General features: G+C 73.2%; 23 protein-coding genes and 4 pseudogenes. 9 read left to right on the plus strand and 18 right to left on the minus strand.

All coding sequences use genetic code 11. The features are described 5' to 3' along the window. Positions 1-56: 56 nt before the first annotated feature. From XF36_RS31945 to XF36_RS25730, 3 genes and pseudogenes are all read left to right on the plus strand, one after another. Positions 57-176: pseudogene (locus XF36_RS31945) on the plus strand (IS481 family transposase); the annotation flags it as partial. Between the two features lie 128 nt (positions 177-304). Continuing rightward, positions 305-1,102, plus strand: coding sequence for an IS5/IS1182 family transposase (locus XF36_RS25725; protein ID WP_060713357.1), 798 nt, complete (start codon positions 305-307; stop codon positions 1,100-1,102). A gap of 16 nt (positions 1,103-1,118) precedes the next feature. Next, a pseudogene (locus XF36_RS25730) lies at positions 1,119-2,000 on the plus strand (IS481 family transposase); the annotation flags it as partial. Here the strand turns inward: XF36_RS25730 and XF36_RS34600 are convergent. Genes XF36_RS34600 through XF36_RS32770 form a run of 3 tightly spaced genes read right to left on the minus strand, consistent with a single transcriptional unit; the run spans position 1,997 to position 3,887 of the window. Continuing rightward, positions 1,997-2,356 carry an HAD-IC family P-type ATPase gene (locus XF36_RS34600; protein ID WP_060713956.1) on the minus strand — a complete coding sequence of 120 codons (360 nt, stop codon included), beginning with the start codon at positions 2,354-2,356 and terminating at the stop codon, positions 1,997-1,999. The pseudogene XF36_RS25730 and the gene XF36_RS34600 overlap by 4 nt on opposite strands. Continuing rightward, a complete protein-coding gene (locus tag XF36_RS31950; protein WP_060713957.1) occupies positions 2,278-3,279 on the minus strand; it encodes an HAD-IC family P-type ATPase in 1,002 nt (333 codons plus the stop codon). Before XF36_RS31950 ends, XF36_RS34600 begins: the two co-directional genes overlap by 79 nt. Before the next feature lie 41 nt (positions 3,280-3,320). Next, entirely contained in the window at positions 3,321-3,887 is a 567-nt protein-coding gene (locus tag XF36_RS32770) for a Chromate resistance protein ChrB (protein ID WP_060713958.1), read from the minus strand. A gap of 86 nt (positions 3,888-3,973) precedes the next feature. Between XF36_RS32770 and XF36_RS25750 the strand changes: the two genes are divergently transcribed. Both XF36_RS25750 and XF36_RS25755 read left to right on the plus strand, forming a co-directional pair. Then, on the plus strand, positions 3,974-4,936 hold the full coding sequence (locus XF36_RS25750) for an aldo/keto reductase (RefSeq protein ID WP_202968449.1): 963 nt from the start codon (positions 3,974-3,976) through the stop codon (positions 4,934-4,936). Positions 4,937-5,043: 107 nt separating this feature from the next. After that, positions 5,044-5,934: a hypothetical protein gene (locus XF36_RS25755; protein WP_060713960.1), complete on the plus strand. Its 891-nt coding sequence runs from the start codon at positions 5,044-5,046 to the stop codon at positions 5,932-5,934. A 65-nt stretch (positions 5,935-5,999) separates the two neighbouring features. Here the strand turns inward: XF36_RS25755 and XF36_RS25760 are convergent, their stop codons facing one another. From XF36_RS25760 to XF36_RS31955, 15 genes and pseudogenes are all read right to left on the minus strand, one after another. Continuing rightward, complete coding sequence (locus XF36_RS25760; protein WP_060713961.1) at positions 6,000-6,599, minus strand: hypothetical protein; 600 nt, start codon at positions 6,597-6,599, stop codon at positions 6,000-6,002. Then, the gene (locus tag XF36_RS25765; protein ID WP_060713962.1) at positions 6,599-7,144 is read right to left on the minus strand and encodes a DUF6286 domain-containing protein; all 546 of its coding nucleotides are present in this window, start codon (positions 7,142-7,144) and stop codon (positions 6,599-6,601) included. Before XF36_RS25765 ends, XF36_RS25760 begins: the two co-directional genes overlap by 1 nt. Then, a complete protein-coding gene (locus XF36_RS25770) occupies positions 7,141-7,650 on the minus strand; it encodes an Asp23/Gls24 family envelope stress response protein (protein WP_238589018.1) in 510 nt (169 codons plus the stop codon). The genes XF36_RS25765 and XF36_RS25770 overlap by 4 nt, the downstream gene beginning before the upstream one ends. Before the next feature lie 5 nt (positions 7,651-7,655). Beyond that, on the minus strand, positions 7,656-7,868 hold the full coding sequence (locus XF36_RS25775; RefSeq protein ID WP_060714978.1) for a DUF2273 domain-containing protein: 213 nt from the start codon (positions 7,866-7,868) through the stop codon (positions 7,656-7,658). 67 nt (positions 7,869-7,935) lie between these two features. After that, positions 7,936-8,337, minus strand: coding sequence for a hypothetical protein (locus XF36_RS25780; protein ID WP_202968450.1), 402 nt, complete (start codon positions 8,335-8,337; stop codon positions 7,936-7,938). Further along, positions 8,334-8,807 (minus strand): Asp23/Gls24 family envelope stress response protein, encoded by a 474-nt coding sequence (locus XF36_RS25785; RefSeq protein WP_020627430.1) that lies wholly within the window; start codon positions 8,805-8,807, stop codon positions 8,334-8,336. Before XF36_RS25785 ends, XF36_RS25780 begins: the two co-directional genes overlap by 4 nt. A gap of 277 nt (positions 8,808-9,084) precedes the next feature. Next, positions 9,085-9,294 carry a hypothetical protein gene (locus tag XF36_RS25790; protein WP_060713963.1) on the minus strand — a complete coding sequence of 70 codons (210 nt, stop codon included), beginning with the start codon at positions 9,292-9,294 and terminating at the stop codon, positions 9,085-9,087. Between the two features lie 69 nt (positions 9,295-9,363). After that, positions 9,364-9,558: a hypothetical protein gene (locus XF36_RS25795; RefSeq protein ID WP_060713964.1), complete on the minus strand. Its 195-nt coding sequence runs from the start codon at positions 9,556-9,558 to the stop codon at positions 9,364-9,366. 109 nt (positions 9,559-9,667) lie between these two features. Next, a complete protein-coding gene (locus tag XF36_RS25800; protein ID WP_060713965.1) occupies positions 9,668-10,483 on the minus strand; it encodes a class I SAM-dependent methyltransferase in 816 nt (271 codons plus the stop codon). Between the two features lie 108 nt (positions 10,484-10,591). Next, positions 10,592-11,134, minus strand: a complete 543-nt coding sequence (locus XF36_RS25805; protein WP_060713966.1) for a L,D-transpeptidase — start codon at positions 11,132-11,134, stop codon at positions 10,592-10,594. Between the two features lie 315 nt (positions 11,135-11,449). Then, on the minus strand, positions 11,450-11,776 hold the full coding sequence (locus XF36_RS25810) for a putative quinol monooxygenase (RefSeq protein WP_060713967.1): 327 nt from the start codon (positions 11,774-11,776) through the stop codon (positions 11,450-11,452). Positions 11,777-11,878: 102 nt separating this feature from the next. After that, a pseudogene (locus XF36_RS25815) lies at positions 11,879-12,811 on the minus strand (NAD(P)-dependent alcohol dehydrogenase); the annotation flags it as partial. A gap of 15 nt (positions 12,812-12,826) precedes the next feature. Further along, positions 12,827-13,735 carry an IS3 family transposase gene (locus tag XF36_RS25820; RefSeq protein ID WP_060711247.1) on the minus strand — a complete coding sequence of 303 codons (909 nt, stop codon included), beginning with the start codon at positions 13,733-13,735 and terminating at the stop codon, positions 12,827-12,829. Continuing rightward, positions 13,732-14,022 (minus strand): transposase, encoded by a 291-nt coding sequence (locus XF36_RS25825; RefSeq protein ID WP_060710840.1) that lies wholly within the window; start codon positions 14,020-14,022, stop codon positions 13,732-13,734. Before XF36_RS25825 ends, XF36_RS25820 begins: the two co-directional genes overlap by 4 nt. 39 nt (positions 14,023-14,061) lie before the next feature. Then, a pseudogene (locus XF36_RS31955) lies at positions 14,062-14,178 on the minus strand (alcohol dehydrogenase); the annotation flags it as partial. Between the two features lie 287 nt (positions 14,179-14,465). Between XF36_RS31955 and XF36_RS25830 the strand changes: the two are divergent. The 4 genes from XF36_RS25830 (at position 14,466) to XF36_RS25850 (ending at position 16,938) form a co-directional block, all read left to right on the plus strand. After that, entirely contained in the window at positions 14,466-15,350 is an 885-nt protein-coding gene (locus XF36_RS25830; RefSeq protein WP_060713968.1) for a hypothetical protein, read from the plus strand. 160 nt (positions 15,351-15,510) lie between these two features. After that, on the plus strand, positions 15,511-16,038 hold the full coding sequence (locus XF36_RS25840; RefSeq protein ID WP_060713970.1) for a PadR family transcriptional regulator: 528 nt from the start codon (positions 15,511-15,513) through the stop codon (positions 16,036-16,038). Between the two features lie 56 nt (positions 16,039-16,094). After that, the gene (locus XF36_RS25845) at positions 16,095-16,544 is read left to right on the plus strand and encodes a DUF1707 SHOCT-like domain-containing protein (protein ID WP_238589020.1); all 450 of its coding nucleotides are present in this window, start codon (positions 16,095-16,097) and stop codon (positions 16,542-16,544) included. Next, positions 16,531-16,938 carry a hypothetical protein gene (locus XF36_RS25850; protein WP_060713972.1) on the plus strand — a complete coding sequence of 136 codons (408 nt, stop codon included), beginning with the start codon at positions 16,531-16,533 and terminating at the stop codon, positions 16,936-16,938. Before XF36_RS25845 ends, XF36_RS25850 begins: the two co-directional genes overlap by 14 nt.

Consider the following 16,938-nt stretch of genomic DNA (forward strand, 5'->3'; position numbering starts at 1 on the left):
GCCTCCGGTTGTGAAGTGGAGCTGTCTAGGAACCGCTTCACTGACCGGAGGCCTCCGTGTCCCACGCTAACGCCGCCCTGACCCCGCGCGCCCGGCTGCGGCTCGCTCAACTCGTCGTCGAGCACGGCTGGACCCACACCGCAGCGGCGAAGATGTTCATGGTCTCGCCACGGACAGTGAGCCTTTGCCAACCTGGTGTTTGAGCTGGTCAGAGCCGGTACGGCGTGGCGTGACCTCGAACGAGTGAAGCTCCTGGTAGACGGGCGATTGCTGAGATCGAAACCGTCCAACCAGGAGCTTCAAGGTGCTGTCTTACCCGTCCGGGATGACCGTGTCCAGCCGTGCCCTGCATGTGCTCTCCGACGCGCTGCGCGCGCACCGCAACCAGCGTCGGAGCCGGTGGCGGAAGCTGACGTGTGGCCGCCAGGCCCTGCTCGTGGTCGCCCACCTGCGTAAGGGCGAGACCTACGCCGATCTGGCCTGCGGTTTCCGGGTCGGCACCTCGACGGTGTACCGCTACCTGCGCGAGGCGATCGACCTGCTCGCCGCGATGGCCCCCACCCTCGAGCAGGCGATCGAGGTCGCCGTCGGCAAGGCGTTCGTGATCCTCGACGGCACCCTGCTGCGCATCGACCGCGTCGGCATGGCCTCGGGCTATGACCGCGGGTTCTACTCCGGCAAGCACAAGTGTCACGGGCTGAACGTGCAGGTCATCGCCGACCCGGCCGGCCGGCTGGTGTGGATCTCTCCGCCGCTGCCCGGAGCACGCCACGACATGGGCGCCGCCCGCGAGCACGGCATCGTCGACGCCCTGACCGAGCACCGGATCCCGGCAGCGGCAGACACCGCCTACCAGGGCGCCGGGCCCACGGTGGCGGTCCCGCAACGGCGGCGGCGCCTCGATCCCGACACCGGGCGGATGCGCCCGCTGTCGCAGGCGCAGAAAGAGGTCAACATCGCTCATGCCCGGCGTCGCGGACCGGGTGAGCGGGTCAACGCCGAGCTGAAGAACTGGAAGATCCTGCGCAAGATCCGCTCCAGCCCGAACCAGGCAGGACAGCTCATCGCCGCAGTTCAGACCCTCATGATCGCCAACACCTGACCAGGTTGGCAAAGGCTCAGTGTCGAAATGGTCCGACCGCTACCGGACCGAGGGGCCGGCCGGGATGGTCGACCGCAGCTCACGGCCGCAGCTCTCACCGAGCAGGACCAGTGCTCGTGCGGTCCGGCGGATCGTGCGTCTGCGCTGGCGGCACCGGCTGGGCCCGATCCAGATCGCCGGGCGCCTGGGCATGGCCGCCTCGACCGTGCACGCAGTCCTGGTGCGCTGCCGGATCAACCGGCTCTCCCGCATCGACCGGGTCACCGGCGAACCGCTACGCCGCTACGAGCACCCCCACCCCGGCTCGCTGATCCACGTCGACGTCACCAAATTCGCCAACATCCCCGACGGCGGGGGCTGGCGCTACCTGGGCAGACAGCAAGGCCTCCGCAATCAGGCGGCCACCGCTCGGCGCACCGGTCAACGAGGCAAGTACTACCGCCCGGCCATCGGGACCGCCTACGTCCACACCGTGATCGACGACCACTCCCGCACCGCCTACGCCGAGATCTGCGCCGATGAGAAGGCGGCCACCGCAATCGGCGTACTCGGGCGCGCGGTCGCCTGGTTCGCCGAGCGCGGCGTCACCGTCGAGCGAGTCCTGTCCGACAACGGTTCGGCCTACAAGTCCCACGCCTGGCGCGACGCCTGCGCCGAGCTCGCCATCACCCACAAGCGAACCCGCCCCTACCGACCGCAGACCAACGGCAAGATCGAAAGATTCCATCGGACCCTGGCCGACGGCTGGGCCTACGCCCGACTCTATGAGTCGACCCGCCAACGCAACGACGCCCTACCCGACTGGATGCACTTCTACAATCACCACCGCGCTCACTCCGCCATCGGCGGCCAGCCACCGATCAACAGGCTGACCAACCTCCCTGGACATCACAACTAGCCCATGGCCACCCCGACGTCGGCCCGGGCCAGCGCGGGGGCGTCGTTCACGCCGTCCCCGGTCACCGCCACCACCTCCCCGCCGACCTGCAGCGCCGTGACCAGGCGCAGCTTGTGCGCGGGCGTGACCCGGGCGGACACCGGCGTCGACGCGACGGCGGCGGCCGGCGTCGCGTCGTCGAGACCGTCGAGGTCGCGGCCGTTCAGCACCGGGTCGGGGTCGATGCCGACCTCGGCGGCGACGGCCCGGGCACAGGCGGGGTGGTCTCCGGTCAGCATCACCACCCGCACCCCGGCCCGTCGCGCGGCGGCGACGGCCTCGGCGGCACCCGGGCGCGGCGGGTCGGACAGCGCCACGAGCCCGGCGAGGACGAGGTCGCGCTCGGTGTCGCCGACCGTCGCCGGGACAGCCGGTGCGCGCCGAGCCCGAGCACCAGGCTGACGATGATCGGCAGCTCCTCCGGGACCGTCGCGAAGGCCAGGGTGAGCCCGGTCAGCACCATCTCCCGCCACGGCCGACCGGTCAGCACCCCGATCAGTGGGACGAGCACGCTGAACGCGATCGCCAGCGTCGCGAGGCTGCCCGCGAGCTCGCGCATGGCCTGCTGCAGCGCAGTCCGGGGCGGTCGCGCGGCGACGACGAGCCCGGTCAGCGTGCCGAGCTCGGTGGCCGTCCCCGTCGCGACGACGACACTGCGGGCCCGCCCGGCGACGACCGTCGTCCCCGCGAACACCAGGTTCGCCCGCTCGGCCAGCGCGGCGTCGCCGGGCAGCACCCTGGCGGCGTCCTGGGGGGAGGCGACGGGTTCCCCGGTGAGGGTCGACTCGTCGACGCGCAGCCCCCAGGACTCGACCAGGCGCAGGTCGGCGGGCACCCGCGAGCCCGCGGCCAGCGGCACGAGGTCGCCGGGCACGACGTCGGTGACATCGACCGAGACGGTGCTCCCGTCGCGCACCACCGGCGTCGTCGGGGCGGTGAGCTCGCCGAGCGAGGCGATGACCGACTTCGCCCGGAACTCGGCGAACACCTCGACCCCGACGACCGCCGCGATGATCACGACGACGGCGACGGTGTCGTCGAACCTGCCCCGGACGCCGTAGAGCACCGCGATCGCCGCGAGGAGCAGCATCATCGGCTCGGTGACCTCGTCGGCCAGCACCCGCAGGAAGGTGACCCGGCGCGGGACCACCCACCGGTTGGGGCCGTGCCGCCCGTGACGGGTCCCGGCCTCGGCGGCGGTCAGACCCCGCACGGCGTCCGTGCCGAGGTCGTCCACCACGGCCGCGCCGGTCGCGGCGTGCTCACCGGCTGCCCACGGCCTCAGTCCGTACGCGGTGGCAGGTCGGGGGCCACGCCCTCGGCGCGGTACACGGCGGCGGTGAACGCGTCGAGTGCGTGCCGGCAGCGGTCGAGCAGGGCCTCGGCGTCCTTGCCGCGCTCGTCGGGGAAGAAGTCCCGCGACGAGATCGTCGCCAGCCAGCGGGTGAGCCGCTCCAGGTCCTGCTCGTTCTCCTCCAGCTCGGCGAAGGAGTAGTTGTCCCGGGAGGACTCCTTTGCCAGCTCCGCCAGCAGCGCCTTGCCGCGCTCGGTGAACTCGGCGAACTCCTTGCCGCGCTCGGCGCGGATCCGGGCGACGATGCCGTCGTCGCTGCTCCCGGCGGCGACGTCGAGGGCGAACGCGGTGCCGCCGGCCTCGCGGACGTAGGTCGCGAGCCCCTCCAGGAACGTGCGGTGCTCGTCGGTCGTGGGCAGCACCCATGCGCCGTTCTGGAGGCCCACCGCGCCCGCGGCGCGGGCCCGGCGCCACAGCGTGACCCGTGGGCTCGAGGGCGCGGCGGGCAGCTGCGCGAGCAGCAGGACCCAGCCGGTGGACGGCGCGTCGGTCATGCCGGGGGACGGTACCGGCCACCACCGGCGTGCAACAGGTGTTTCGTCGGGTGGGGCGCCGGCGTCGGGTGGGGCAGGCTGGGGGCGTGCCCGCCCCCGCCCACCGTCTCGGTCTCGGCCTGGCCGCGATCGCCCGCCCCGCCTACATCACCTCCGGCCGCGCCGCCGAGCTCGGCGACGTCCGCGACGTCGCCGACCTGCGCGACCGTTCCCGTGCCCTGCTCGACGCCGCGTACGCCGCAGGCGTCCGCTACGTCGACGTCGCCCGCTCCTACGGCCGCGCCGAGGAGTTCCTCGCCGACCGGCCCGGGGTGACCGGCGGCGAGGACCCCGTCGAGATCGGCTCGAAGTGGGGCTACCGCTACGTGGGCGGATGGCGGACCGACGCCGACACCCACGAGATCAAGGACCACTCGCTCGACGCCTTCACCGAGCAGTACGCGATGAGCCACCAGCTGCTCGGCGACCACCTCGGGATCTACCACGTGCACTCCGCGACGCTCGACACCGGCGTCCTCGACGACGAGCGCGTCCACCGCGCGATGGCCCACCTGCGCGACCGGGGGATCCGGGTCGGGATCTCCACCTCCGGCCCCGCCCAGGCCGACGCGGTGCGCCGGGCGCTGGAGGTCCGGGTGGACGGTGAGCCGCTGTTCACCTCGTTCCAGAGCACCTGGAACCCGCTCGAACCCTCGGTGGGCCCGGCGCTGGCCGAGGCCGCCGACGCCGGGGCCCGGGTGATCCTGAAGGAGGTCTTCGCCAACGGCAGGCTCGCCCCGGGCGATGAGGACGGCACCGAGGGCGCCCGTGCGGCCGCGGCGCTGGCCGCGCGGACCGGGATCGGGCTGGACCGGATCGCCGTCGCCGCGGCGCTGGCGAACCCGTGGGCGTGGCGGGTGCTGCTCGGCCCGGTCGGGACCGACCAGCTCGCGTCGAACCTCGCGGGCGCGGAGCTCACGCTGCCGGCGGACGTGGCCGAGGAGCTCGCCGCGCTGGCCGAACCGGCCGAGAGCTACTGGCACACCCGCTCCGCGCGCCCCTGGAGCTGACCCGGCGTTTCCCGGCGGTCATACGCTCGTTTACCTTCCAGCCACCTTGCGGTGGGAGTCGACGTCGCCTGCTGATGCCGCCCGGCCGCCGGTGAGGAGGAGGGGACATGACCGCCCAGGACCATCTCGCCCGGGGCCGCGGCGCCCAGGGCGGTGGCGCGCACAGCGCCGACGACGACCCGGCCACGGTCGTCATCCCGCGCGTCACCGATGACGCCGGGGCCGGTCCGCGGCCCGCGGCGGCCTCCGGGGCCGCGAGCCCGGCTCCCGCGGAGCCGTCACCGCAGGCCCAGGCCGCCGCGCCCGGCGCGCCGCACCTCGCGCTGGTGCGTCGCGGACCGGTCGTCGGCACCGCCGCCGCGATCGTCGCCGTGCTGGCGCTGGCCCACTACGGCGCCGCCGTCTACGGCATCGGGCGGCCCGGCTTCGAGATCCCGGCCCCGATCCGGCTGGGCACCGAGCTGAACATCTCGACCTGGTTCAGCTCGGCGCTGCACCTGACCAACGCGGCGCTGCTCGCGCTGATCGCGGCGAACTCGGTGCGCCGCGAGCGGTGGCGCTGGATCCTGCTCAGCCTGTCCTGCGCGGTCGTCGCGATGGACGAGACCGCCGCGAACCACGAGCAGGTTGGCTGGATCATCCACACCACGTTCGGCACGAGCGGCTTCCTGACCTACGCCTGGATCATCCCGGCCGTGGCGCTCGTCGCGGTGGTCGCGGTGCTGTGCCTGCCGATGGTGCTGCGCCGGCCGGGGGCCTGGCTCGTCGTCGCCGGGGCGGCGGTGTTCCTGCTCGGCGCGGTCGGGCTGGAGTCGGCCGGTGGGGCGCTGTTCGAGCAGACCGGCGACGTGCAGTCCTTCACCTACAACGTCCTGGCCGGCACCGAGGAGACCCTCGAGATGGTCGGTCTGGTCATCGCCATGGCCGGGCTGCTCCGCATGGCGGGCGGCAGCGGCCTGCGGATCGCCGGCGCCGGGTTCGTCGACCGGTCCCGCTGACCCACCCGCACACGACGACGGGGCCCCGGTGATCCGGGGCCCCGTCGTCGTCGGTGTGCGGTCGCTCAGCCCACCCGCGAGTGCGCTTTCTCCTCGGCCAGGCGCAGCACCAGGTCGGCGCGTCCGGACTCGATGTCCAGTGCGGACCGCAGCCGCGGCAGCGCGTGGTCGGTGATCCGGGTGCGCAGCGCGGCGAGGTCGGCTCCGTCGTCCGCGGTCACGTCCAGGTGGATCTCCGGACGACGGCGGTCGCCGACGAGCGCGGCGGCGGCGCGCTGGACGCCCTCGTAGCTCTCGATGTCGGCGGCCAGGGCGTCCGCGGCGTGGTCGGAGTGGATCCGGGTCGTCCCGGCGTCCCTGCCCGCGACCTGCGCCGACGGCAGCGTCCATGCCGAGGTGCGGGGCGTGCGACGAGCCTGGGCGAGCAGCCAGCGCAGGGCCAGCAGCCCGACCACGACCGCGACGGCGAGGGTCACCCACGGCGCCCACGCGGGCAGCGTGAGACCGGCGGGCAACAGCGGGACCGACGGGTCGATCCCGGGAAGCGCCTGGCGCAGGACGCCGGTGCCGAACAGCAGCCCGAACACCCCCGCGGCGAGCAGGACGAGCCCGATCAGGAACAGCAGGGTCCGGTTGAGCCGGGACGGTGGGGTCGCGCTGGCCATCACGCCTCCTGCTGCTTCGTGCCGGTCACGGAGACCGTGATCTTCGGGCTGCGGGCCGGTCCGACGGCGTCGAGCCGCTGCGCGACCGCGCTGCGGACCCGGTCGCGCAGGTCCCTGGGGTCGCCGAACGCGGCGTGCGCGGTGACGGCGGCGCGGCGGCCGGTGTTCTTCACCGACGCCTTGGTGATGCCGTCGACGTCGGTGGCGGCGTCGGCCAGCGACCGGTTCAGGCTGCGCCGGGTGATGCCGGAGTCGAGCTTCTCGGCCCCGCCCGCCGAGGCCAGCGGGAACACGGTCGGCGTGCCCGGCCGCAGCGCGACCACGACGAGCACCAACCCGACCAGCGCGACGACGCCGGACGCGACGAGCACGGGCACGTCGGCGCCGGTGTACCCGGCGACGGTGGAGCCCAGCAGGCCGAAGTCGAGGATCGGCTGCTGCCCGAGGAGCAGCTGCACGACCGCGACGGCGACGACGACGCAGAGCGCGAGCAGGACCAGCGCCACGATGCCCGCGGCGAGGGACTTGCGGGGGCGGCGGATCATTCGAGCTCCCTCCCGGCCGGGCGGGCGGCGCCCGGGACGGTGAGCGCGGTGACGACGACGTCGACCCGCGCGACGGACAGCCCGGTCAGCGCCTCGACCTGCCGCACGACGTGCGCGCGGGCGCGGTCGCAGACCGCGGCGACCGGGGATGGGTAGGCGACGGAGATCCGCGCGTCGATCCGGGCCCACTGCCCGGAGACGGTCGCCTCGACGCGCGGGTGGCCGTCGGCGTCGTCGCGGCCGAGCATCCGCCCGACCGTGCCGGTGCTCCCGCCGACGCCCTCGGTCTCCTCCAGGGCGCCGAGCGCGATCTTCTGCACGACCTGGTCGGCGACGTCGACCCGGCCCCGGTCCTCCGGGGCCGTCCCGGCGGAGGCGTCCGCGGAGCCCGTGCCGGTGTCGATCGAGCGGGTCGGGGTGTCGTCCGGCGGGGGCGGGGGGAGACGGGTGGCCCGGATCGTGTCCGGGTCCCCGGTCGCCGTCCCCGCCGGCTCGACGGTGCTCACCGGGTTCACCGGACCTTGTCGCGGCCGCGCCCGGACAGCCCCGACCGCTCGGAGAGCTCGGACAGGTCGAGGTCGCCGTCGAGCCAGCGGCCGACGCCGAGCCCGATCGCGCCGAGGATCAGGGCGAGGACGAACCCGCCGAAGCCGCCGAGGATGCCGGCGATGGCCAGGAGGAGACCGGCGATCAGGCCGATCTGGGTGTTGGTGGACAGGGACATCACAGTCACGTCCTTCGAGACGAGGAGGTACCGGACGTCCGGGGGTGTGGACGGGCGTCCGGGCGGGTCAGGGGGTGGCCGCGGGAGGGACCGGGAGCTCGCCGGTGGCGGGTGCCGAGTCCGACTCCCGGACGGGCGTCGGCTCGGTGGGACCGGCGTAGTCGCCGACCACCACGTCCACCCGCGCGCCCCCGACGACCGGGAGCAGCGCGGTGCGGACCTGGTGGTCGATCTCGGCCACGGAGGCCGGGTAGCGACCGACCACGTGCACCTCGACGGCCGGGGCCGTGGGGTCCACGCGGATGCCGCTCACCCGGCGTCCGGGCAGGTAGGTGGCGACCTCACCGAACCGGCCGCCGTGCAGCTGCGCGACGCCGGGGCAGCCCAGCACCGCGTCGGCGATCCGGTCGGTGTCGATCGCACCCGTGGCGACGATCCCGTCGCCACCCGCGGCGGTAAGGGCGCTCACGCCACCCGCGAGGTGGACTCGATCTTCTTCGGCTCCTCGTCCTTGCCGTCGTCCTCGGACGGCAGGTGGACGTCGTCGACCGAGATGTTGACCTCGACGACCTCGAGCCCGGTCATCCGCTCCAGGGCGGAAATGACGTTGCGGCGCACGGCCTTCGCCAGGTCGGCGATGGAGACGCCGTACTCGACGACGACGTTGATGTCGACGGCGGCCTGCTTCTCGCCGACCTCGACCGACACGCCCTGCGAGGCGTTGGTGGTGCCACCCGGGATGCGCTCGCGCAGCGCGCCGAACGCGCGGGCCGCGCCGCCGCCGAGGGCGTAGATGCCACTGACCTCGCGGGCGGCCAGCCCGGCGATCTTCGAGACGACGGTCTCGGCGATGCGGGTGCTGCCGTGCTCGGACTGCAGGGCCGACGGGGTGCCGGTGACAGCCGGGGCCTTGGTCGCCTTGGTCTCGGTGGTGCTCATTGTGCCTCCAGGTCATGGCCCGGTACCGGGCCTCACAGTGGCCGGATCGGGGGCCGGTTCGCACCGGTGGTGCCCTGTCGATCCGCTCGACACACATGAGAGTCCCGGGGGTGGCGCATCCTCACGGACAAACTGGGGTGGCCGTCGTCACACCTGCGCTCCGCCGATGGGCCGCTGACCTGGGCGGAGAGCGTCTGAACTGCGAAGGGAGGCTGTGGCGGGGCCCGGATCCTGCGGGTTTGCGATCACGTGTTCGGGTGTTCATCGGGCGTGGTGGTCAGGCGGGCGGCAGGCCGATCGTCCAGCCGGTGACGTCGCGCAGTGCCACCTGCCAGCAGGCGGGTTCGCCGTAGTTCGGCCCGCCCGCCGCGGTCGGGACCACGAGTGCGTCGGTGAAGTAGATCCAGTGGATGTCCTTCGTCGGGACGTCCGGGCCGGGGCGCTCGTCGCCGCGACCGCCGGCCATCTCGTCGAACATGTCGGCCATCGACGCCGCGGACTCGTTGCTCGGATCGTCGGCGGTGAGCCGGCGCAGCTGGTCCCCGAGCCCGCGCAGTCAGGCCGAGGGGTGCACGGCGTTGCCGAACACCAGTCCGGCCGGGGTGGCGACGGTGAGCGGGACGCTGTTGCGCTCGTCGCGGTAGGCGATCGACAGCACCGCCTGCAGGTAGCTCGGTGCGCTCAGCTCGGGGATGGTGACCACACGCTGTGCGTCGGCCATCCCGGCGGGTCCGTCGGCGTCGACCGTCATGGCTCCGGAAGGTAACCAGGAAGCGCCCGGTCACGACAGGTCCACGTCGACCTGACGAGAACGCCCGGACGGTCCAGCGACCGCGCCGCCACCCGGCCCAGCCGACCCCTCAGGAACGACGTGCGCGCGCTGCGACGCCCGGCTCCGGGCGGCGCGGGGACGGCACCGCGACCTCGGGGTGGACGACGACGGCGAAGCGGGCCCCGGCGCCGTCGGGACCGACACCGTCGACGGTCTCGTGCGCCCGGACCGTCAGTCCGCGGGCGGTCGCGGCGGCGACGAGCGCCTCGTGCACCCGGTCGGCCGTCCCGGCCTGACCGAACGCCCCGCGGTAGTGGTAGGCCAGCAGCATCCCGCCCGGCCGCAGGCGGTCCAGCAGGGCGGTCAGGCCGACCCGCAGCGTGACCGTCTCCCAGTAGTAGAGGACGTCGGAGCAGACGATCAGGTCGAAGTCGCCCTCGGGCATCTCGTGCGGGAGCGTGCGCCGGACGAAGGTCCCCGACGGCACCCGGGCGGCGGCCCGCTCGACCGCGGCCGAGCAGATGTCCACCCCGAGCAGAGCCGCGGTGTGCCCGGCGAGACGGACCGACAGGTCGCCCTCGCCGCAGCCGACCTCCAGCACCCGGTCGAATCGGCGGCTGGCGAGCGCGTCCATGACGGTTCCGTACTTCTGCTGCTCGTAGGCCGACAGCCCGATCGAGTACGGGGCAGGGCTGCGGTAGAGCCGGTCGTGCGTGCGGCGCCCCCAGCCCGGCTGCCAGAGCCAGGTCTGGCCGGTCCAGCGGGGGGCGCGGGCGTCGCGGCCGAGCCGGGCCAGGCCGCGCACCGGGACCGCGGCGGCCCGCGCGCCGCCACTGAGGGAGAGCCGGGCGACCCGCCGGGCGTGGTCGATCGGCGTGCGACGGACGGGTCGGCTCTCGGCCATCGGGGGCTCCGGGGGACGTGCGGGTGATACGTCCGGCATGTCGCCGCACGACCGTCTCCGCGTTACGCCGGACGCCGAGCAACCCCCGATGCGGTGACTCCCCGCGAGCTAGCCCTTACGGGCCGCGGTCTCCTCGGAGGCCTTCACGACCTGCACCTGGTCGCCGATCTGCAGGTAGTCGAAGTACGCCTCGGCGTCGGCCGGCGGGACGTGGATGCAGCCCGCGGAGGAGCGGTTCGGGTCGCCGCTGTGGAAGGCGATGCCGCCGTCGTTGAAGAAGACCGACCACGGCATCGGAGCGGGGTCGCCGTTGGGCAGGCGCGACTCCTCGCTCTTGTGCTCGGCGTCCTTGCGGTAGACGCGCAGCGAGTGGCCGACGGGGGTCTCCTGGCCGTTGCCGCCGGAGGAGATGCCGATCGGGCCCCGGATGACCTTGCCGTCCTGGATGAGCCACGACCGCTGCGAGTCCAGGTCGACGCACGCCTTGGCGGTGATCGAGCAGGGGGTGCCGGGGACGAGCGGCTGCGCGCGGGCCTGCTCGGCCGCGGGGGAGGCGGCCAGGGCGGTCCCGGCGACGGCGACACCCGCGATGGTGGCCAGTCCGAGGCCCAGTGCGACGAGGCGGCGGGGCCGCTGCCGGACGGTGTCCATGGGGGTGCTCCTGTTCGTCCGCGTCGCCCGGGGCGGCGACGCCACGTGATCGTTCCGTCACCGTGGGAGACGCGTGGGGAGCGCCCAGGTTGCGTGACGAAAGGTTCGGCCGTGCCGGGTCAGTCTGCACCCCGTTCCCGACCGGCCCGGACGCGGTGCGCTCCCGTCCCGATCACCCGGAAGGACCGTCTCGGTTCCGATGTCCGGTCCGCCCGGGTTCCGCCGTCCGGTGCAGGCGGACCACCTGCCCGCTGCGCCCCGGACACGACGATGCCGGCGACCCGTGGGGCCGCCGGCATCGTCGGGAGGGCCGGGTCAGTGCGGGGTGACCTCGCCCATCTCGACCCAGACGTCCTTGCCGTCCTCGCTCTGGAAGTTGATGAGCGGCTTCTCCGGCACGACCGAGCCCATGAAGTCGAAGAACTTCTGCGCGTGGTCGGTCTTCACGTGTGCGTCGCCGGCCGCGCTGTCCTGGAAGACCTCCACGATCACGAACTCGTTCGGCTCCTCGGAGTTCTCGTAGTAGTCGAAGGAGATGTTGCCCGGCTCGGAGTTCACGTCCTTCGTGTACTGCGAGATGCCGGTCAGCCACTCCTCGCGCTTGTCCGGGCGGATCTGTGCCTTGAGCACGATGAGGATCATGTGAGCCTCCGGTCACGGTCGTCGGGAACGTCGCGGGGATCGTTCCACGGATCGGTGGCGTGCGGGCGTCTCAATCAGGGACGCCCACCGGGTTGACAGCGCTCAGGAGAACGTCGCGGTGTCGATCACGAAGCGGTAGCGCACGTCGCCCCGCACGACCCGCTCCCATGCCTCGTCGACCTGGTCGCAGGAGATCGTCTCGATGTCGGCGCCCAGGCCGTGCTCGGCGCAGAAGTCGAGCATCTCCTGGGTCTCGCGGATGCCACCGATCTTCGAACCGGCCAGGCTCCTGCGGCTCGCGACGAGGGAGAAGCCGTGGTACGGAAGCGGGCCCTCCGGCACGCCGACGTTGACCATCGTCCCGTCGAGCTTGAGCAGTCCGAGGTAGGCGTCGACCGGGATCTGCGCGGCGACGGTGTTGACGATCAGGTCGAAACGGCCCGCCAGCTCGCTGAACGTGCTCTCGTCCTCGGTGGCGAAGTAGTGGTCCGCGCCGAGCCGCTTCCCGTCCTCCTGCTTGGACAGCGTGCGGGACAGGACGGTCACCTCGGCACCCATCGCGGCGGCGATCTTGACGCCCATGTGGCCGAGGCCGCCCATGCCGACGATCGCGACCTGCTTGCCGGGGCCGGCGTTCCAGTGGCGCAGCGGCGAGTACAGGGTGATGCCGGCGCACAGCAGCGGAGCGGCGACGTCGAGCTCCACGCCGTCCGGGATGCGCAGCACGTAGTTCTCGTCGACCACGATCTGCGTCGAGTAGCCGCCGTAGGTCGGCTCGCCGTCGTACTGCCGGCCGTTGTAGGTCTGAACCTCGCCCTTGAGGCAGTACTGCTCCTCACCGGCGAGGCAGTTCTCGCACTCGCGACAGGAGTCCACGAAGCAGCCGACGCCGACGCGGTCGCCCACCGCGTAGCGCGAGACCTGGTCGCCGACGGCCGAGACGACTCCGGCGATCTCGTGGCCGGGGACCATCGGGTAGATGCCCTCGCCCCACTCGTCGCGGGCCTGGTGGATGTCGGAGTGCGGTTCCCCCGAGATCGTGGAGGGTTCTTATGCCGCGTCTCGGGTGAGGGCGGCGTTCTCGTAGTTGATCGGTGAGAGCCCGGCGGCGGCACTGTGTCGCCGCCGGTGGTTGTAGAAGCCGTAACACCAGTCGATGACCGCCGCCCGCGCCCTACTGATGGTGTCGAAGTCGTTGCGGGACAGCACTTCCCACTCCAGGCTGGAGAAGAACGCCTCCGCCGCGGCATTGTCGAAACACGACCCGACCCGGCCCATCGACTGACGGATGTCGAGCCGCCGACACAGAGCGGTGAACGCGCCCGCGGTGTAGGTCGACCCGCGGTCGGTGTGGAAGATCACCCCGGCGATTCGGTCCGCCCCGCCGCGGGCCGCCACCGCCATCCGGATCGCCGCACACGCCAGCTCGGGGTTCGGGTGCAGCCCCGTGGCCGCGCCGAGCAGCCGCCGCGAGTACAGGTCGATCACCGTGGCCAGATACAACTTCCCGGCCGCGGTGGGGATCTCGGTCATGTCCCCGACCCATCTGCGGTTCGGCTCGGCCGCAGTGAAACCCCGACGAAGCAGGTCCGGGAACTTCGGCGCCGTGCGGTCCTGGCGGGTCAGTCCGTTGTGCCGCTTGATCCGGCGGGCGACCAGGCCCTGGCGGCGCATCGAGTCCGCCACGGTCTTCTCCGACACCCGCCATCCGGCCTCACACAGGTCGGCGTGCAGACGGGGTGAGCCGTGTAGCCGCTGGGCGTCGTCGAACGCCACGGCCACGGCGGCGTCCCACGCGCAGCGGCGCTTCTCGGTCGCGGTGGCACCACCGTCGGAACGCGCGGCGCGGTCGAGCCACTTGTACAGCCAGGAGATCGACACCCCCAACAGGGCGCAGGCCAGCGTGTGCGGCACCCGGTGGAAGGTCCTCTGGTCGGCGATGAAACGGGCCACGCTCACTTCGTCGCCTCCTTGACCCACAGGACCACGGATCGCTTGAGGACATCACGCTCCATCCGCAGCTCGGCGTTCTCCGCGCGCAGCCGCTTGAGCTCCTCGACGCCGCCGCGAGACAGGCCCTCGGTGTCCTCGCGGGCCTCTCGTGCACGGGCCACCCAGTTGCCCAGCGTGCCCTCGTTGACCCCCAGGTCACGGGCGACCTGGGCGATCGGCTTGCCCGTCTCCTCCACGACCCGGACCGCTCCGTCACGGAACTCCCGGTCGTAGCGCTTCCGTACCTCTGGCATCGCTACCCCTTATAGCTGATGCCTCCCCGATCATGGGGGAACCGCAGAGTGGCAGATCCCGGCGTAGGCGATGTCGATGACGACGTCGTGCGGCCGCGGGTCGCGGCGCTCGACGGTGCCGCGATCGAACGGCTTGTTCGGGCCTGCGGTCTTCATGGCGGACACGGTCGTGGGCACGGTTCCTCCTCGTGGCGTCGCTGCCGACGCCGTGGTTCGGGTGTGGCCGGGCGCCGATGCCACGGCGGGATGCGCGGCCGGTCGTACGGCCGCATCGCCATGTGTCTACCCATTGATCGTTGTGTGCGATGCATCGACGGGCTGTGCGACACGTCTCCCACCCGCGGAGGAGCAACCGGGCGCCGAGGATCGGTCGGACGAGGGATCCGCGACCGTGCCGTGGCGCCCTACCGTCGGCCCATGACCGGGACGAGGGGGACGCCGCGGTGCCGCGGCCGTGGTGGAACCGGGTGGGGTGGGCGCTGCACGCGCTGCTGCGGTTCGTCCTGATCCTGCTCATGCAGCCCTACGTCTGGTCCAAGCTCACCCTGACCCAGATGGGCCGGGCCGACTACTCCGAGGCGCTCGTCATGACCGGCGAGAAGAGCCCGATGGGGCTGCTGTGGGGGTTCATGGCCTACTCCCCGGTGATCCAGTTCCTGGCCGGGTTCGCCGAGCTCGTCGTCGTGCTGCTGCTGGTGTTCCGGCGCACGGCCTGGATCGGCGGCCTGCTCGGGACCGTTGCCCTCGGCACGGTCTTCCTGCTGAACATGACCTACGACGTACCGGTCAAGCAGCTCGCCCTCGCCCTGACGGTCGGGTTCGCGCTCGTCGCGGCCCCCGAGCTGCCACGGGTGGTCCGGTTCCTGGCCGGGCGTCCGACGGTGGCGACCGAGGGGTCCCCGCGGCTGCTGCCGTGGCCGCGGGTCCGCCGGGTGACCCGCTGGCTGGTCCCGGTGCTCGGACTGGTGCTGATCGCCGCGCAGGGCGCGCTGTTCCAGCAGTTCCAGCCTCCGTTCCAGCGCTCCGACATCGCGCTCGCCGGGGTCTACCGGGTCGTGGAGGACCCGACGGCCCCCGCCGCGCGGCTCGCCGACGACCGCCGTTGGCAACACGTGGCCGTGGGGCAGTGGACCTACGTCGGCCCGTCGCTCCCGGTACCCGGCTACCCGCAGACCGGCTCCGCCGGGATCTCGGTGCGGCTCGCCGACAGCACCGTCGTCCGCGGGACCTGGCGGCCCGTCGGGGACCGGACGATCCGGGTCGAGTGGAACGCGCCGCAGTCCGGCGCGACCTCCCTGGTCGAGCCGCCGTCCGGACCGCCGAGCTGACCTGGACGCCCCGGCCCGACGGCCGGGTCGAGCTGACCGGGGACGGCCAGCGGCTCGTGCTGGAGAGCGACCCCGAGCTTCGCTTCCTCTACGACCGCGGCTTCTCCTGGGATGCGGGGAACGAGGCGGCCGTCCACCGCTGAGGCCCTACGCTGGCCCGATGCTTCCACGGCTCGGGCTCGCCGAGTGGGTCGTGCTGGCCGTGGCCGGCGAGCGCCCGGTGCACGGTTTCGCCGTCGCCGCACTCACCGCCGCCGACGGCGAGCTGGGCCGGGTCTGGCAGATCCCTCGCCCGGTCGTCTACCGGGCGATCGGCAGGCTGGTCGACGCCGGCCTGATCACCGCCGAGGCCGTCGAGACCAAGGGCGGCCCGCCCCGCACCCTCTACGCCGCCACCCCCGTCGGCCGCGGCCACGTCGACGCCTGGCTGGGCATCCCGGTGCCGCACGTGCGGGACCTGCGCTCGGAGTTCCTGCTCAAGCTGGCGGTGCTGCACCGGCACGGCCGGGACGCGACCGCGCTGGTCGAGGCCCAGCGTCGCGAGCTGGCCCCGATCGTCGCGGCGCTGCGGGCGGAACAGGACCGGGCCGCAGCGGCGGGGGACGGCGGCGACGAGTTCGACCGGATGCTGGCCGCCTGGCGGCGCACCTCGGCGGAGGCGGCACTGGCCTTCCTCGACGAACTCTGACTTGTACTCCCGATACGGATACTGGATAGTTCTGGTATCCGAGTGGGAGGATGGTCGTGGTGGACGTACGCATCGGTGACGCCGAGCGGGAGCGCGCACTGGAACGGCTCGGCGGGCACGTGGGGGACGGGCGGCTCGACCTCGCCGAGTTCTCCACCCGCAGCGAGCAGGTGGCCGCGGCGCGCACGGCATCCGAGCTCGCCGCCGTCGAGGCGGACCTGCCCCGGCTGCCGCGTCCCGTCGGCCCGGAGCGCGAGCGCCGGGCCCGCCGGGTCGTCCTGGCCGCGACCTGGGGGCCGTGGGTGCTGACCGCGGTGATCGTCCTGACGATCTGGGCCGCCGTCGCACTGGGCCGGGGCGGGGGGTACTTCTGGCCGATCTGGGTGATCGGGCCGTGGGGGGCCCTGCTCGCACTCGGCACGCTCACCGGCCGCTCGGTCGCCGGTCCGTGCGGGCGGGCGAGAACCGCCGCGGAACGGGTACACCGGGTGCATGCCCCGTCGTGACCTGACCTGGATCCCTCGCCTGCTGGGCGCCGCCACCGCCGCCTACGGTGCGGCCGTCGCCGCGAAGCCGGAGGTGCTGCTGTCGCCGACGAAGCTGTCCGGCGGCGGCCGGACCCCGTCCGCGGGCACCACGCTGCTCGCGCGGGCGGTCGGCGGGCGCGACCTCGCGTCCGGCCTCGCCATGGCGCTGGCCCCGGCCGGCACCCCGCTCAAGGCCGCGATCGCGGTGCGGGTCGGCGCCGACGTCGTCGACCTCGTGGTGCTGGGCTCGCAGCTCCCCGACCGCGACGCCCGGGAGAAGGCGACCATGGTCGCCGCCGGCTGGGGCGCGTTGTGCGCGCTCTCCCTGCTCGTCGCCGACCCGCCGCGCCGGGGGTTGCTCGGGCGCGCATGA

Source organism: Pseudonocardia sp. HH130629-09 (assembly GCF_001294645.1).
Lineage (GTDB): Bacteria > Actinomycetota > Actinomycetes > Mycobacteriales > Pseudonocardiaceae > Pseudonocardia.

Excerpts from the sequence above, each read along its gene's own strand:
- XF36_RS32770 (WP_060713958.1), bottom strand. The coding sequence starts at position 3,887 with ATGACCGACGCGCCGTCCACCGGCTGGGTCCTGCTGCTCGCGCAGCTG.
- XF36_RS25755 (WP_060713960.1), top strand. The coding sequence starts at position 5,044 with ATGACCGCCCAGGACCATCTCGCCCGGGGCCGCGGCGCCCAGGGCGGT.
- XF36_RS25760 (WP_060713961.1), bottom strand. The coding sequence starts at position 6,599 with ATGGCCAGCGCGACCCCACCGTCCCGGCTCAACCGGACCCTGCTGTTC.
- XF36_RS25765 (WP_060713962.1), bottom strand. The coding sequence starts at position 7,144 with ATGATCCGCCGCCCCCGCAAGTCCCTCGCCGCGGGCATCGTGGCGCTG.
- XF36_RS25775 (WP_060714978.1), bottom strand. The coding sequence starts at position 7,868 with ATGTCCCTGTCCACCAACACCCAGATCGGCCTGATCGCCGGTCTCCTC.
- XF36_RS25785 (WP_020627430.1), bottom strand. The coding sequence starts at position 8,807 with ATGAGCACCACCGAGACCAAGGCGACCAAGGCCCCGGCTGTCACCGGC.
- XF36_RS25790 (WP_060713963.1), bottom strand. The coding sequence starts at position 9,294 with ATGGCCGACATGTTCGACGAGATGGCCGGCGGTCGCGGCGACGAGCGC.
- XF36_RS25795 (WP_060713964.1), bottom strand. The coding sequence starts at position 9,558 with ATGACGGTCGACGCCGACGGACCCGCCGGGATGGCCGACGCACAGCGT.
- XF36_RS25800 (WP_060713965.1), bottom strand. The coding sequence starts at position 10,483 with ATGGCCGAGAGCCGACCCGTCCGTCGCACGCCGATCGACCACGCCCGG.
- XF36_RS25805 (WP_060713966.1), bottom strand. The coding sequence starts at position 11,134 with ATGGACACCGTCCGGCAGCGGCCCCGCCGCCTCGTCGCACTGGGCCTC.
- XF36_RS25810 (WP_060713967.1), bottom strand. The coding sequence starts at position 11,776 with ATGATCCTCATCGTGCTCAAGGCACAGATCCGCCCGGACAAGCGCGAG.
- XF36_RS25825 (WP_060710840.1), bottom strand. The coding sequence starts at position 14,022 with ATGCCAGAGGTACGGAAGCGCTACGACCGGGAGTTCCGTGACGGAGCG.
- XF36_RS25840 (WP_060713970.1), top strand. The coding sequence starts at position 15,511 with ATGCTTCCACGGCTCGGGCTCGCCGAGTGGGTCGTGCTGGCCGTGGCC.
- XF36_RS25850 (WP_060713972.1), top strand. The coding sequence starts at position 16,531 with ATGCCCCGTCGTGACCTGACCTGGATCCCTCGCCTGCTGGGCGCCGCC.